This is a genomic window from Paraburkholderia diazotrophica (genome assembly GCF_038900755.1).
Lineage (GTDB): Bacteria > Pseudomonadota > Gammaproteobacteria > Burkholderiales > Burkholderiaceae > Paraburkholderia > Paraburkholderia diazotrophica_A.
In genome coordinates, this window is the sequence record NZ_JBBPEN010000003.1 from 118,796 (window position 1) to 133,928 (window position 15,133).

A 15,133-nucleotide genomic window follows, 5' to 3' on the forward strand; every position below is an offset into this window, starting at 1 on the left:
CGAACGGGATGCTGCAAACGGCACGAAGCGAGAGCAGGCCTTATGCCTGCCCGAGAGCAAAGACCCGCTGGATTGATTGCGGCGAAAGCACGCGCTCAGGCGTGCGCGGGAAGGGTCGCGAGGCCGCTCAACACCGGATGCGCGAGCGGTGCAACCTGCTTGCGGCGCTCCCGCGTGGGCGCCGTGCCGAATGCGTCGCGATAGCTCTTGCTGAAATGGCATGCGGACTGAAAGCCACATGCCATCGTGATGTGCATGATCGACATGTCGGTCTGCAGCAGCAGTTCGCGCGCGCGCCGCAGACGCAACGTCAGATAGTAGTGTGTCGGCGTCATGCCGAGATGCTCGCGGAAAAGCCGCTGCAATTGCCGTTGCGACATGTTCGCGAGCCGCGCGAGTTCTTCGCGCGACAACGGCTCTTCGATGTTGTTCTCCATCAGCGCGATGACTTCGAACAGCGACTTGTTTGCCGAGCCGAGCCGCGCGACGAGCGGCATGCGTTGTTGCGCGCTGTTGTCGCGCACATGCTCGACGATGAACTGCTCGGCGATCTGCGTGACGCGCGGCGTGCCGACACGCGCGGCGATCAGGTTCAGCATCATGTCGAGCGGCGCGACGCCGCCCGTGCACGTGACGCGGTCGCGATCGATCACGAACAGTTCCTTGAGGAAGCGCGTGTCGGGAAACTCTTCCTTCAGCGCCGACATGTTCTCCCAGTGAATCGCGCACGCATAGCCCGCGAGCAGTCCCGACTTCGCGAGCGCATAGGTGCCCGTGCACAAACTGCCCAGCGCAACGCCTGCGCGCGCGAAGCGGCGCAGCGTCGACAGATGTTCGGGCGTGGTTTCGCGCTGCACGTCGATGCCGCCGCAGACGAACACGATGTCGGGCGTGCCGACGCATTCGGCGGGGCCCGTATCGACGGAAAGACCGTTGCTTGCCGTGACCGGGCCGCCGTTCGGGCTGATGATCGACCACCTGTAGAGCGACTGTCCGCTCAGATAGTTGGCCATGCGCAGCACTTCGATCGCATTCGTGAAGGCGATCATCGTGAAGTTGGGCAGCGGCATGAACGCGAAGTGCGATAACGACGCGGTTCTATCTGGCGACATGATTCGGGCGTTCCTTCAGCTCGATGTTTTATTGCGGCCGATGGGGAAAATTCGGCCTTCTTATTCTGAGTTCGAGGGCAACAAGCATGCCATACGGCTAAACCCTGGCTACAAGCGGGTTTTGCTCAATGCATGGGTCAAGCCGCACTGCCGCTGTGCATTCTCCGCACTGCGGGCGGGCCTCTCGCGCCCGCTGGCGGTGCCACTCACACGCCTTGCCGGCGATAAACCGCTGCATTGCACCATTCAATGGGCGCTTTAAGACAACTTCAATGCAACTCGATCGCCGCTTTAAGTCCACCTCGATCCGACGACGATTCGACAAATTGGCTGGACCAATTAGCACGGTCGATCACTTGTCCAAAACGGACCTCCATGGCGGAAAAGGTAAAGAACGCGTCTGAAATCGTAAATTGACGAATCGGGCGAAAGACAAGAATAGAGCCGTCGGTGGAGGTGGTGCAAAGCCAGTCCAGTCAAGGGATAGCGCGGAATTGGACAGTCGGCCCAGCACAACTCTTTTCGCTTTCCAGCTATCAACGGACTTCTAACGGACGCCATGTCGAACGCCAACCCTTTCTTCTCGCAGACCCTCGCCGAACGCGACGCAGCCGTGCGCAAGTCGGTGCTCAAGGAACTCGAACGCCAGCAGTCGCAAGTCGAGCTGATCGCGTCGGAAAACATCGTGTCGCGCGCAGTGCTCGAAGCGCAAGGCTCGGTGTTGACGAACAAGTACGCGGAAGGTTATCCGGGCAAGCGCTACTACGGCGGTTGCGAGTTCGTCGATGAAGTCGAAGCGCTCGCGATCGAGAGAATCAAGAAGCTCTTTAACGCAGGCTTCGCCAATGTGCAACCGCATTCGGGCGCGCAGGCCAACGGCTCGGTGATGCTCGCGCTCGCGAAGCCCGGCGATACGATTCTCGGCATGTCGCTCGATGCGGGCGGCCACCTCACGCACGGCGCGAAGCCGGCGCTGTCGGGCAAGTGGTTCAACGCGGTTCAGTACGGCGTGAATCGCGAGACCATGCGCGTCGATTACGACCAGATCGAAAAGCTTGCGCACGAGAACAAGCCGTCGCTGATCATCGCGGGCTTCTCCGCTTATCCGCGCGTGCTGGACTTCGCGCGCTTCCGTGCGATCGCCGATAGCGTCGGCGCGAAGCTGATGGTCGACATGGCGCACATCGCGGGCGTGATCGCGGCGGGCCGCCATCCGAATCCCGTCGAGCATGCGCACGTCGTCACGTCGACCACGCACAAGACGTTGCGCGGCCCGCGCGGCGGCTTCGTCCTCACCAATGACGAAGAGATCGCGAAGAAGATCAACTCGGCTGTGTTCCCGGGTCTGCAAGGCGGTCCGCTGATGCACGTGATCGCGGGCAAGGCGATCGCATTCGGCGAAGCGCTCGAAGACAGCTTCAAGACGTATATCGACAACGTGCTGGCCAACGCGCGGGCGCTCGGCGAAGTGCTGAAGGAAGGCGGCGTCGATCTCGTGACGGGCGGCACCGACAACCATCTGCTGCTCGTCGATCTGCGGCCGAAGGGCTTGAAGGGCACGCAGGTCGAGCAGGCGCTGGAACGCGCGGGCATCACGTGCAACAAGAACGGCATTCCGTTCGATACGGAAAAGCCGACGGTCACGTCGGGCATTCGCCTGGGCACGCCGGCGGGCACGACGCGCGGCTTTGGCGTCGCCGAGTTCCGCGATGTCGGCCGGCTGATTCTCGAAGTGTTCGACGCGCTGCGCACGCATCCCGATGGCGATGCTGCAACCGAGCAGCGCGTGCGTCGCGAAATCTTCGCGCTGTGCGAACGCTTCCCGATCTACTGAGCGGTCGCAAACGCGCCGTCCCCAAACACCACAGCTACGGAGTCAAGCATGAGCAACCTGCACGAGAGCAGCATCATCATCGACGGCCTGAACATTTCGAAGTTCGAGCGCTCGGTGTTCGAGGACATGAGAAAGGGCGGCGTCACGGCCGTCAACTGCACGGTCTCCGTGTGGGAAGACTTTCAGAAGACCGTCGACAACATCGCGGAAATGAAGCAGCAGATCCGCGAGTACAGCGAGATCCTGACGCTGGTGCGCACGACCGACGACATCCTGCGCGCAAAGAAAGAGAACAAGACGGGCATTATTTTCGGCTTCCAGAACTCGTATGCATTCGAGGACAACCTCGGCTATATCGAAGTGTTCAAGGAACTCGGCGTGAACGTGGTGCAGCTTTGCTACAACACGCAGAACCTCGTCGGCACCGGCTGTTATGAAGCGGACGGCGGCCTCTCGGGCTACGGCCGCGAAGTGATCCAGGAAATGAACCGCGTCGGCATTCTGGTCGATCTCTCGCACGTCGGCGCAAAGACGTCGTCGGATGCGATCGCCTGCTCGAAGAAGCCGGTCACGTACTCGCACTGCTGTCCGTCGGGTCTCAAGGATCACCCGCGCAACAAGACGGATGAGCAGTTGAGAGAGATCGCCGATGCAAACGGCTTCGTCGGCGTGACGATGTTCTCGCCGTTCCTGAAGAAAGGCCCGGATGCGACTGTCGACGACTATCTGGAAGCGATCGAATATGTGATCGATGTGATCGGAGAAGACAAGGTCGGTATCGGCACGGACTTCACGCAGGGCTATAGCACTGAATTCTTCGACTGGATCACGCATGACAAGGGCCGCTATCGTCGTCTGACGAACTTCGGCAAGGTCGTGAATCCCGAAGGCATTCGCACGATCGGCGAATTCCCGAACCTGACGGCCGCGATGGAGCGTGCAGGCTGGGGCGAGTCGCGCATCAAAAAGGTGATGGGCGAGAACTGGATGCGCTTCTTCGGCGAAGTCTGGAACGTCTAGACCCATCTAAGAGAACAAGGAACCCACGATGCAACCGCAACTGCCCATCGACGTCGATCCGAACACGGGCGTCTGGACCACCGACGCGCTGCCAATGCTGTACGTGCCGCGCCATTTCTTCACGAACAATCACACGGCTGTCGAAGAAGCACTCGGTCGCGACGTTTACGCCGAGATTCTCTACAAGGCCGGCTACAAATCCGCTTATCACTGGTGCGACAAGGAAGCGAAGCAGCATGGCCTCACCGGCATGGCCGTGTTCGAGCATTACCTGAACCGCCTGTCGCAACGCGGCTGGGGCCTCTTCAAGATCGTCGAAGCCGATCCGTCGACGGCGCGCGCGAAGATCGAACTGCATCACTCGTCGTTCGTGCTCGCGCAGCCGGGCAAGGAAGGCAAGCTTTGCTACATGTTCGCCGGCTGGTTCGCAGGCGCGATGGACTGGGTGAATGACACAACCGACGGCGGCAAGAACGCGCCGCGCGCGCAGTCGAAAGAAGTGCAGTGCGCAGCCGAGCATCACGATCACTGCGTATTTGAAGTGTCGCCGATTGCACATTAAAACTGCACGGCATATCAGAGCCTGAACCGAACACCGCCCGAGGTCGCTTGCGATGCGTTACCCCAATCTGTTCAAACCTTTGACGCTCAATCAACTGACGCTGCGCAATCGCATCGTCAGTACCGCGCATGCCGAGGTCTATGCCGAACCGGGCGGCCTGCCCGGCGACCGCTATATCCGCTATTACGAGGAAAAGGCCAAGGGCGGTGTCGGCCTCGCCGTGTGCGGCGGGTCGAGCCCGGTGTCGATCGACAGTCCGCAGGGCTGGTGGAAGTCCGTCAATCTGTCGACGGACAAGATCATCGATCCGCTGTCGCGTCTCGCTGAAGCGATGCATCGGCACGGCGCGAAGATCATGATTCAGGCGACGCACATGGGCCGCCGCTCCGCATTTCATGGGGAGCACTGGCCGCATCTGATGACGCCTTCCGGCGTGCGCGAGCCCGTGCATCGCGGCAACGCGAAGATCATCGAAGTGGAAGAGATCCGCCGCATCATCGGCGACTTCGCGGCGGCTGCGAAGCGCGTGAAGGACGCGGGCATGGACGGCATCGAGATTTCGGCCGCGCACCAGCATCTGATCGATCAGTTCTGGAGCCCGCGCACGAACTTCCGCACGGACGAATGGGGTGGCTCGCTCGAAAACCGCCTGCGCTTCGGCGTCGAAGTGCTGAACGCCGTGCGCGAAGCAGTCGGCAAGGACTTCTGCGTAGGCCTGCGCATGTGCGGCGACGAGTTCCATGAAGACGGCCTCGATCACGAGCAGCTGAAGGAAATCGCCCAGGCGATGGCGGAGACGGGCCTGATCGATTACATCGGCGTGATCGGCTCCGGCGCGGACACGCACAACACGCTCGCGAACTGCATGCCGCCGATGGCGCTGCCGCCCGAGCCGTTCGTGCATCTCGCGGCGGGCATCAAGTCGGTCGTGAAGCTGCCCATCATGCACGCGCAAAGCATTCGCGACGCAGGGCAAGCGGAGCGTCTGCTCGCGAACGGCATGGTCGATCTCGTCGGCATGACGCGCGCACAGATCGCAGACCCGCACATGGTCATCAAGATTCGCGACGGCCGCGAAGACGAAATCAAGCAGTGTGTCGGCGCGAACTATTGCATCGACCGCCAGTACAACGGCCTCGACGTGCTGTGCGTGCAGAATGCGGCGACTTCGCGCGAAGCGACGATGCCTCACGTGATCGAAAAGACGCGCGGGCCGCGCCGCAAGGTGGTAGTGGTCGGCGCGGGCCCGGCGGGGCTCGAAGCGGCGCGCGTCGCGCGCTCGCGCGGTCACGATGTCGTGCTGTTCGAGAAAAGCGATGCCGTTGGCGGACAGATCATGCTGGCCGCGAAGGCGCCGCAACGCGAGCAGATGGCGGGCATCGTGCGCTGGTTCGACATGGAAACGAAGCGTCTGGGCGTCGATCGGCGTTTGGGCGTCGAAGCCGACGAGAAGATGATTCTCGCCGAGAAGCCCGACATCATCGTGCTCGCAACAGGCGGCTCCAGCTTCACGCATCAGGTGCCGGCATGGGGCGTCGACGAAGGGCTGGCCGTCAGTTCGTGGGACATCCTGTCGGGCAAGGTCGAGCCGAAGCAGAACGTGCTCGTGTACGACGGCGTGAGCACGCATGCGGGCGCGGGCGTGGCGGACTTTATTTCGAGCCGCGGCTCGAAGGTCGAGATCGTGACACCTGACGTGAAAGTGGCCGATGACGTCGGCGGCACCACGTTCCCGATTTTCTACCGGCGCCTCTACGCGCAGGGCGTGATCCATACGCCGAACTACTGGCTCGACCGCGTGTACGAAGAGGACGGCAAGAAGATCGCGGTGATCCGCAACGAGTACACGGAAGAACAGGAAGAGCGTGCCGTCGATCAGGTCGTGATCGAAAACGGCAGCACGCCGAACGACGCGCTCTACTGGAAGCTCAAGCCCGAGTCGGTGAATCGCGGCCAGGTCGACGTGCAAAAGCTCTTCGCCGCCGAGCCGCAGCCGTCGCTCTCCGAAGAACTCGGCAACGGACGCTTCCTGCTGTTCCGTGTCGGCGATTGCATTTCGATGCACAACATTCACGGCGCGATCTACGACGCGCTGCGCCTTTGCAAGGACTTTTGACGATGAGCCCGGCGTTTCTCATCACCGCGCTGTTGTGGGTATCGGTCGCCGGCCTTGCGTTCGCGGTCGCAAAACGGGCGGCTTACTGGCGTCTCGGACGGGCAACGGCAGCCGGTGCATTTGGCTGGACCAATCTGCTGACCATCCCGAAGCGCTATTTCGTCGATCTGCATCACGTGGTGGCGCGCGATCCGTACATCGCGAAGACGCACATCGCCACGGCAGGCGGCGCGATTGCGGCATTCGCGCTGGTCTTCGTCAACTACGGGCTCGCGCTCTATTCGCCGTGGCTCGACCGGCTGATCTTTCTGGCCGCGCTGATCATGCTGGTGGGCGCCGTGTTCGTATGGCGGCGCCGTCATGCGAAGGACGTGCCCGCGCGTCTGTCGCGTGGTCCGTGGAATACGCTGCCGTGGCTGCTCGGTTCGTTCGCGCTCGGTCTGCTGCTCTACACGCTGCTGCCCGCATCGGCGATGTCGGGCGGGCTCGCGATCGTGTTCGCGCTGCTGATCGCGGCGGGCGCATTCGCGATGACGTTCGGCGCGGCGCGCGGCGGTCCGATGAAGCACGCGCTCGCGGGTCTGCTGCACCTCGCGTTTCATCCGCGTCAGGAACGCTTTGCTGCCGAAGGCGCCGCGCGCAAGGAACAGATCGTTCCGCCGACGGCACTGAAAGCGCCCGTGCTCGAACAAAACGAGTATGGCGTCGGCAAGCCCGTCGAGTTTCGCTGGAACCAGTTGTTGAGCTTCGATGCGTGCGTGCAATGCGGCAAGTGCGAAGCGGCATGTCCGGCATTCGCGGCAGGTCAGCCGCTGAATCCGAAGAAGCTGATCCAGGATCTCGTGACGGGCATGGTCGGCGGCACGGACGCCGCTTATGCGGGCAGCCCGACGCCCGGCATCAAGGTCGGTCAGCATGGCGGCGAGCCGCAACGCCCGATCATCTCGAGCCTGATCGAAGCGGATACCGTGTGGTCTTGCACGACGTGCCGTGCTTGCGTACACGAATGCCCGATGCTGATCGAGCACGTCGATGCGATCGTCGACATGCGCCGCAACCAGACGCTCGTGCACGGCACGGTGCCGGGCAAGGGCCCCGAAGTGCTCGCGAATCTGCGCGAGACGGGCACGGCAGGCGGCTACGACAAGGCGGCGCGCTACGACTGGTCGGTCGATCTGAGCTCGCCTGTCGCGCAGCCGGGCAAGCCTGTCGATGTGCTGCTCGTTGCCGGCGAAGGCGCGTTCGACATGCGTTATCAGCGCACGCTGCGCTCGCTCGTCAAGGTGCTGAACAAGGCGGGCGTCGACTACGCGGTGCTGGGCGCGCAGGAAACGGATACGGGCGACGTCGCGCGGCGTCTCGGCGATGAGGCCACGTTCCAGCGCATGGCGAAGCAGATGATGGGCACGCTGTCCACGCTCAGCTTCAAACGCATCGTCACCGCCGATCCGCACGTGATGCACAGCCTGCGCAACGAATACCGCGCGCTCGGCGGACGCTACGACGTGCTGCATCACACGACGTTCCTCGCGGAACTGGTCGCGAGCGGCAAGCTGTCGACGAAAGCCGTCGACGCGTTCAACGACAAAAAGATCACGTATCACGATCCGTGCTATCTGGGCCGCTACAACGGCGAGACGGAAGCGCCGCGCCAGTTGCTGAAGACGATCGGCATCAAGGTCGTCGAGATGGAGCGGCACGGCAAGCGCGGCCGTTGCTGCGGCGGTGGCGGCGGTGCGCCGTTGACCGACATCCCCGGCAAGCAGCGCATTCCCGATATCCGCATCGCCGATGCGCGTGCGATCGGCGCGGAAGTAGTCGCGGTGGGCTGTCCGAACTGCACGGCGATGCTCGAAGGCGTGGTGGGTCCGCGTCCCGAAGTGCTCGATGTGGCCGAACTCGTTGCGGCAGCGCTGGAGTGAACGATGAATACAACCATCAAACGTATCGATCCGCGCCGGCCGTTCGTCATTACGTCGGCGGGACTGAAGCGCATCACGCTGGGCGCTGAACATGTGGCGGGCGCATCGTATGACGATGCATTGCAGGCGGGCGCGCACGGTCACACGGCCGCCAAAGGGTTGCGCACGACGCAGGCGCCGCAACACACGCTGCTCGTCGTCGCGCACAGCGATCGCGGCGGTCTCGACGATCACGCGCGTCAGGCGCTGGCCGCAGCCGCATTGATCGCGGACCCGGCGACGCAAGTCGCGCTGCTGGTGCTCGGCGAACTGAAGGACGACGCGGCCGCGCTCGGCGCGGACAAGGTGATCGAATTGCCGTCGTTCGACCGCCGCGCGTTTGCGCCGGAGCGCGAAGTGCAGGCCGTAGCTGCCTGCGTCGCGCAACTCACGCCCACTCATATCCTGATGCCCGACAACGCGACGGGCGATGGCGATCTCGGCCGCCGTTACGCGGCGCTGGCGGGTGCGAGCATCGCGACACACGTCGTGCAGATCGACGCGAAGCATGTGTCGGCGTATGCGCAAGCGAAGAAGGCCTACGCGACGCGCGCACTGCCCGACGTGATCCTGCTCGCAGCGGGCGCAGCCGATACGCGCCTGCCGTTCGTCGGTGCGGGCGAACGTCTGGAGGTGCCTGCGTTGACACAATCGAATGATGCGTCGAACAGCGCCTACAGGGACCTTGGCATCGAGGAAATCGACGCCGCGCAGGTCGCGCTCGAAGAAGCGGACTTCATCGTATCGGCGGGCAACGGCGTCAACGACGTCGCCACGTTCGAAAAGCTTGCGAGCACGTTCGGCGCGGCGATCGGCGCGAGCCGTGTCGCTGTCGACAACGGCATGTTCACGCGCGACAAGCAGATCGGCGCGACGGGCAAGACGGTCGAGGCAAGCGTCTATATCGCGTTCGGCATTTCGGGCGCGGTGCAGCACCTGCAGGGCATCAAGGATTGCCGTCACGTGATCGCGGTGAACCTGGACGGCAGCGCGCCCATCGTCAAGCGCGCGAATCTCACGATCATCGGCGATACGCAGGCGACCATCGCGTCGCTGATCGACGAGATCGGTCGCGCACGGGCCACCCGTTCTTCTGCCTCTGCGCCCGCTACGAAGCCCATCGTCGAAGGAGTCGCGGCATGAACGGCAAGCTCGAAAAAATCGCGGTGCTCGTGTCGGTCGGCAAGCATCCTGTAAGCGGCGTCGCGCGCTATAGCCGCAACGATGCGGCCGCACTCGAACTCGGCCGTCAACTGTCGAGCCAGCACGCCGCGCATCTGGACGTGCTGCACGCGGGCGATCCGGGTAATCCCGCACTCGAAGACTATCTGGCGCTGGGCGCCGAGCGCGTCGAAGTGCTGGCGTGCGGCGACAACGACGATGCCGTGAGCGCGCTCGCCGCCCGCCTGAAGGGCTATGACCTCGTGCTGACGGGCACGTGCGCGGAGGGCGCCTTCGATAGCGGCATGCTGCCTTACCGGCTCGCGGATGCGCTTGCGTATCCGCTCGTCGGCACGGCCGTCGACGCGACGGTGGCAGGCGGCCGCGCGACCGTGCGGCAATTCTTGCCGAAGGGCGTGCGCCGCCGTGTGGAAGTCGCGTTGCCCGCGGTCGTCGCCGTGCATCCGCTCGCGACGGTCACGCCGCGCTACGCGTACGCGCGGCTGCGCGGGGGCACGATCCAGCCGCAGCGCGCGCAAGCGAGCGCCGACGCGGAAGCGGCGCAATGGACGCTCGCGCCCGTCACGCGCAAACCGGTGCGTCTCGCGGCCGCCGAGAAGCGCTCGGGCCATGCCCGCATGCTGTCCGCGACGACGACGGAAAGTCGTGGCGGAAGCGTCGTAATTGAAGGGACTTCGGTCGAAAAAGCACAAGTGATACTCGGCTATTTGCGCGAGCATCAACTCATCGATTACTGATTTGCGCCGCACCACACGGCCTCGCACCCCGGAGCACACATGAAAGTATCGGCAGACATTCGCGCGCTGGTCGATCGGCGCAAGAAGGGTTACAGCCTCGAAGCACCGTTCTATCTGAGCGACGAAATCTTCGCGCTCGATATGGACGCGATCTTCCGCCAGCACTGGATTCAGGTCGCCATCGAGCCGGATGTTCCGGAGCCGGGTGATTACGTCACCGTCGAGCTGGGCAACGACTCGATCCTGATCGTGCGCGACGACGACATGCAGGTGCGCGCGTTCCATAACGTGTGCCGCCATCGCGGCGCGCGCCTGTGCAACGAGGACAAGGGTTCCGTCGGCAATATCGTTTGTCCGTACCACAGCTGGACGTACAGCCTGACGGGCGACCTGATGTTCGCGGAACACATGGGCGAGCAGTTCGACCGCTGCAAGCACAGCCTGAAGAGCGTGCACGTCGAGAACCTCGCGGGTCTGATCTTCGTGTGCCTCGCCGAGAAGCCTCCCGTCGATTTCGCCGTGATGCGCGCGGCAATGGAGCCGTATCTGCTGCCGCACGATCTGCCGAACTGCAAGATCGCCGCGCAGATCGACATCATCGAAAAGGGCAACTGGAAGCTCACGATGGAGAACAACCGCGAGTGCTACCACTGCGTCGCAAACCATCCCGAGCTGACCATTTCGCTCTACGAGTACGGCTTCGGCTATCAGCGCTCGCCCGCCAACGCCGAGGGCATGGATGCGTTCGAGCGCACCTGTATCGAGCGCGCTAAGCAGTGGGAAGAATTGAATCTGCCTTCGCTGGAAATCGACCGTCTGCTGGACGTGACGGGTTTTCGCACGCAGCGCTTGCCGCTCGATCGCAGCGGCGAATCGCAGACGCTCGATGCAAAGGTGGCGTCGAAGATGCTGCTCGGCGAATTCGAGCAGGCGGACCTGGGTGGGCTGTCGTTCTGGACGCAGCCGAATTCATGGCATCACTTCATGAGCGATCACATCGTGACGTTCTCGGTGATTCCGCTGTCAGCGGGCGAGACGCTGGTGCGCACGAAGTGGCTCGTGCACAAGGACGCGCAAGAAGGCGTCGATTACGACGTGAAGAACCTCACGGCCGTGTGGAACGCGACCAACGATCAGGACCGTGCGCTCGTCGAGTTCTCGCAGCGCGGCGCGTCGAGCAGCGCATATGAGCCGGGTCCGTATTCGCCGTACACGGAAGGGCTCGTCGAGAAGTTCAGCGACTGGTATGTGCAGCGCCTCGCCGCGCACATCGACGATTCCGCTTCCGAACAGCGCACGATCAACATCAAGGCCGTCTGAGGCATTGAACCGGGCTTTGAAGAAAACCAACGGGATGCCTGGCGGCAAGTGGAGCAAGCAATGATGCGCGATGCAGCAACCTTCGAACCGGTCGACAGCCGCGTGACGAAGCCCGAATTCTGGAGCGCGTTGCCGGCGCGCTGGACGAGCGATGTCGAGGAAACGCTCGTCTGCTGCCAGGTTCGCCAGGAAACGCACGACGTGAAGAGCTTTTTCTTCCGTTCGCCGGAAGGGCGTGCGTTCATGTTCGAGCCGGGGCAGTTCATCACGCTCGAACTCGATATCGAAGGCGAGACGATCAACCGCTGCTACACGATTTCGTCATCGCCGACGCGTCCGCACACCATTTCGATCACGGTGAAGCGCGTGCCGGGCGGCAAGGTGTCGAACTGGCTGCACGACAACCTGCGGGCGGGCGCACGCGTGCGCGTGCTCGGACCGGCGGGCGAGTTCACCTGCGCGCGGCATCCGGCGCGCAAGTATCTGTTTCTGTCGGCGGGCTCGGGCATTACGCCGCTGATGTCGATGAGCCGTGCGCATCACGAGTTGAGCGAAGATCGCGACATCGTGTTCGTGCACAGCGCGCGCACACCCGACGACATCATCTTCTCGCGCGAGCTCGATCTGATTGCGGCGAATCAGGTCAATTTCAGAACGTCGTTCGTCTGCGAGCGGATCGGCAACCGCACGAACTGGCCCGGTATCACCGGCTTTCTGACGTTGCCGCTGCTCAAGCTGATCGCACCGGACTTCATGGAGCGCGAGATTTTCACGTGCGGCCCTGCGCCGTACATGAAGGCCGTGCGCGATCTGCTCGACGAAGCGGGCTTCGATCGCAAGCAGTATCACGAGGAGAGCTTCTCGTTCGAGACGCTGATCGAAAGCGAGCCGGACGTCGCGGCTGAAGTGCTCGAAGCGGAAGAGAAGGCGGGGGCGAATGGACATAACGGCGCGGCTGACGGCACGCAGACTTACTCGGTGAGCTTTTCGCGGAGCAACCGGACGATCGAGTGTGCTTCGTCACAGCATGTTCTCGATGCCGCGCGGCAGTCGGGCGTGCGTTTGCCGGCATCATGTACGCAGGGCATGTGCGGAACATGCAAGGTAAAGCTCGTGTCTGGGCAGGTGGACATGAAGCACAACGGCGGCATCCGTCAGCGCGAAATCGACCAGGGGATGGTGTTGTTGTGTTGCAGTAAGCCGTTGAGTGATCTTGTGGTCGATAAGTGATCTTTTTTGTCTGCGACGGCTTTTTGTTTTGCCCTTATCGCGGGCATCCGCGATTCGGTTTGTGTCTGCGACGGCTTTTTGTTTTGGTTTTTATGGCTTGCTGCCGGCATCCGCAATGCGCCTACCGGCGCGGGCGTTGCCCCTGTGCGGGGCGGCACCTACTTTTCTTTGCAGCGGCAAAGAAAAGTAGGCAAAAGAAAGCCGCTCACACCGCTAATGCTTGACGATTACCCACGGGCTCTCAACGTCCCCGTGTTTCATGTGGCAGCGCTCCCGCTGATGTTCGTTGCCAACGCTCTAGCTAAACGCCTTACCCGCTTCACGCACCCGTGGCACGATTGATGGCGCTAAAGATTTCGGCGCCGCATGTCGGTAGTGAACGAGGCTGCTGTGTCGTGCGGGGCAATGCTCGCGCTGTAGCCGCATCGCGTAGCGGGGTTTCCTGTGTGGTGCGAATGCCTACACGTAGTTTGCCGCAAAGGGGCTGGTGATATTTGACGTCGCGGGCAGTGATGCGGGTGCAGATGCAGGTGAGGCGCTTAGCAGTACGTCGGCAACGAGCATGGGCTGACTTGCTGCCGTGTGAAGGATGGGGACGTTGGGGGCCCGTGGGTAATACGGAGCATTGACGGTGTGAGCGGCTTTCTTTTGCCTACTTTTCTTTGCCGCTGCAAAGAAAAGTAGGTGCCGCCCCGCACAGGGGCAACGCCCGCGCCGCGAGGCGCATCGCGGATGCCCGCGAAGGGCAAAGCAAACCGACGCATTCGCGGATGCCCGCGAAGGGCAAAGCAAACCGACGCATCGCGGATGCTCGCGAAGGGCAAAGAAAACCGACGCATTCGCGGATGCCCGCGAAGGGCAAGGAAAACCGGCGCATTCGCGGATGCCCGCGAAGGGCAAGGCGAACCGCATCGCAGACGCCCGCGATAAGGGCAAAACAGCAGCCGCAGACAAAAAAACAAGAACGTCGCATACAGACAAATAGACGTCGCAAAGCCGACCACCTCATGCATTCTGGTTGGCGATTCTAAAAGCTATACCGCGCGTGCGGGCACAAGGAGATCGACCATGAAGTACCTGAAAAAGCTGATGTTGTGCGGGGCGCTGATCGCAACGATGAGCGCAATCGGAACGGCAGCCGCGGACACGAAGCCGACGATCAAGATCGGTTACGTCGAAGGCTGGGACGACAGCGTTGCAACTTCGAACGTTGCCGCGCAGATCATCGAGAAGCGCCTGGGTTATCCCGTACAGCTCGTGCCCGTCGCAGCCGGCATCATGTGGCAGGGCGTCGCGCGCGGCGACCTCGACGCGACGCTGTCCGCGTGGCTGCCCATCACGCACGGCGCTTACTGGGATCAGTTCAAGGGCAAGGTGCAGGACCTGGGCGCCAACTATACGGATGCGAAGATCGGTCTGATCGTGCCCGCCGACGTGCCGGAGAAGAGCATCTCCGATCTGGAAGCGCATAAGGCGGACTTCGGCGGACGCATCGTCGGCATCGACGCGGGCGCGGGCGTAATGAAGAAAACATCGGATGCGATCAAGGCCTACAACCTCGATTATCAGCTGATGCCGAGCTCGGGCAGTGCAATGACCGCGGAACTCGCGCGATCGATGAATGCCAATAAGCCTGTGATCGTCACGGGGTGGATACCGCACTGGATGTTTGCAAAGTGGAAGCTGAAGTTCCTCGAAGACCCGAAGAAGGTGTATGGCGAAGCTGAGCACGTCGATAGCGTCGTCAATCCGGGCCTCGATACGAAGGCTCCGCAGGTAGTCGCGTTTCTGAAGAAATTTCAATGGAAGCCGGGCGAAATCGACAGCGTGATGCTGGCGACGGAGAACGGCGCCAAGCCTGCCGATGCAGCCGGATCGTGGATCGCCGCACACGGCGACCGCGTGAACAGCTGGCTGGGCGGAGCACAATGACCGTCCTTCTCTAACGCGTTCTGACGAGCGTTTTACGGTGACGCGGATGCGCTGCGCGCGCATTCGCATCGCCGATGTCTCATCCGGTTGTTTGTGTTCCAGCCAGCGCGCAGGCTCTCTAAAGGGA

Annotated in this window: 13 protein-coding genes; 12 read left to right on the forward strand and 1 reads right to left on the reverse strand. The window is 62.6% G+C overall.

The window, feature by feature from the left end; all coding sequences use genetic code 11:
• Positions 1–95 precede the first annotated feature (95 nt).
• The gene (locus AABE10_RS10515) at positions 96–1,112 is read right to left on the reverse strand and encodes a GlxA family transcriptional regulator (RefSeq protein WP_342933195.1); all 1,017 of its coding nucleotides are present in this window, start codon (positions 1,110–1,112) and stop codon (positions 96–98) included.
• Between AABE10_RS10515 and AABE10_RS10520 the strand changes: the two genes are divergently transcribed.
• The 12 genes from AABE10_RS10520 (at position 1,036) to AABE10_RS10575 (ending at position 15,006) form a co-directional block, all read left to right on the forward strand.
• On the forward strand, positions 1,036–1,374 hold the full coding sequence (locus AABE10_RS10520; protein ID WP_342933874.1) for a hypothetical protein: 339 nt from the start codon (positions 1,036–1,038) through the stop codon (positions 1,372–1,374). The two genes, AABE10_RS10515 and AABE10_RS10520, sit on opposite strands and share 77 nt — an antisense overlap.
• Before the next feature lie 297 nt (positions 1,375–1,671).
• Positions 1,672–2,946 (forward strand): serine hydroxymethyltransferase, encoded by a 1,275-nt coding sequence (locus AABE10_RS10525; RefSeq protein WP_342933196.1) that lies wholly within the window; start codon positions 1,672–1,674, stop codon positions 2,944–2,946.
• Between the two features lie 48 nt (positions 2,947–2,994).
• Complete coding sequence (locus AABE10_RS10530; RefSeq protein ID WP_342933197.1) at positions 2,995–3,966, forward strand: dipeptidase; 972 nt, start codon at positions 2,995–2,997, stop codon at positions 3,964–3,966.
• 28 nt (positions 3,967–3,994) lie between these two features.
• Entirely contained in the window at positions 3,995–4,528 is a 534-nt protein-coding gene (locus AABE10_RS10535) for a DUF5943 domain-containing protein (protein ID WP_342933198.1), read from the forward strand.
• A 52-nt stretch (positions 4,529–4,580) separates the two neighbouring features.
• Positions 4,581–6,644, forward strand: a complete 2,064-nt coding sequence (locus AABE10_RS10540; protein WP_342933199.1) for an NADH:flavin oxidoreductase — start codon at positions 4,581–4,583, stop codon at positions 6,642–6,644.
• Positions 6,645–6,646: 2 nt separating this feature from the next.
• Positions 6,647–8,566, forward strand: coding sequence for a (Fe-S)-binding protein (locus AABE10_RS10545; RefSeq protein WP_342933200.1), 1,920 nt, complete (start codon positions 6,647–6,649; stop codon positions 8,564–8,566).
• A 3-nt stretch (positions 8,567–8,569) separates the two neighbouring features.
• Positions 8,570–9,748 carry an electron transfer flavoprotein subunit alpha/FixB family protein gene (locus tag AABE10_RS10550; RefSeq protein WP_342933201.1) on the forward strand — a complete coding sequence of 393 codons (1,179 nt, stop codon included), beginning with the start codon at positions 8,570–8,572 and terminating at the stop codon, positions 9,746–9,748.
• A complete protein-coding gene (locus tag AABE10_RS10555) occupies positions 9,745–10,524 on the forward strand; it encodes an electron transfer flavoprotein subunit beta/FixA family protein (RefSeq protein ID WP_342933202.1) in 780 nt (259 codons plus the stop codon). Before AABE10_RS10550 ends, AABE10_RS10555 begins: the two co-directional genes overlap by 4 nt.
• A 39-nt stretch (positions 10,525–10,563) precedes the next feature.
• The gene (locus tag AABE10_RS10560; RefSeq protein WP_342933203.1) at positions 10,564–11,844 is read left to right on the forward strand and encodes an aromatic ring-hydroxylating dioxygenase subunit alpha; all 1,281 of its coding nucleotides are present in this window, start codon (positions 10,564–10,566) and stop codon (positions 11,842–11,844) included.
• A 60-nt stretch (positions 11,845–11,904) separates the two neighbouring features.
• Positions 11,905–13,074 carry a hybrid-cluster NAD(P)-dependent oxidoreductase gene (locus AABE10_RS10565; protein WP_342933204.1) on the forward strand — a complete coding sequence of 390 codons (1,170 nt, stop codon included), beginning with the start codon at positions 11,905–11,907 and terminating at the stop codon, positions 13,072–13,074.
• A 6-nt stretch (positions 13,075–13,080) separates the two neighbouring features.
• The gene (locus AABE10_RS10570) at positions 13,081–13,416 is read left to right on the forward strand and encodes a hypothetical protein (RefSeq protein ID WP_342933205.1); all 336 of its coding nucleotides are present in this window, start codon (positions 13,081–13,083) and stop codon (positions 13,414–13,416) included.
• Positions 13,417–14,142: 726 nt separating this feature from the next.
• Positions 14,143–15,006 (forward strand): glycine betaine ABC transporter substrate-binding protein, encoded by an 864-nt coding sequence (locus AABE10_RS10575; protein WP_152764097.1) that lies wholly within the window; start codon positions 14,143–14,145, stop codon positions 15,004–15,006.
• The last annotated feature ends 127 nt before the right edge of the window (positions 15,007–15,133 follow it).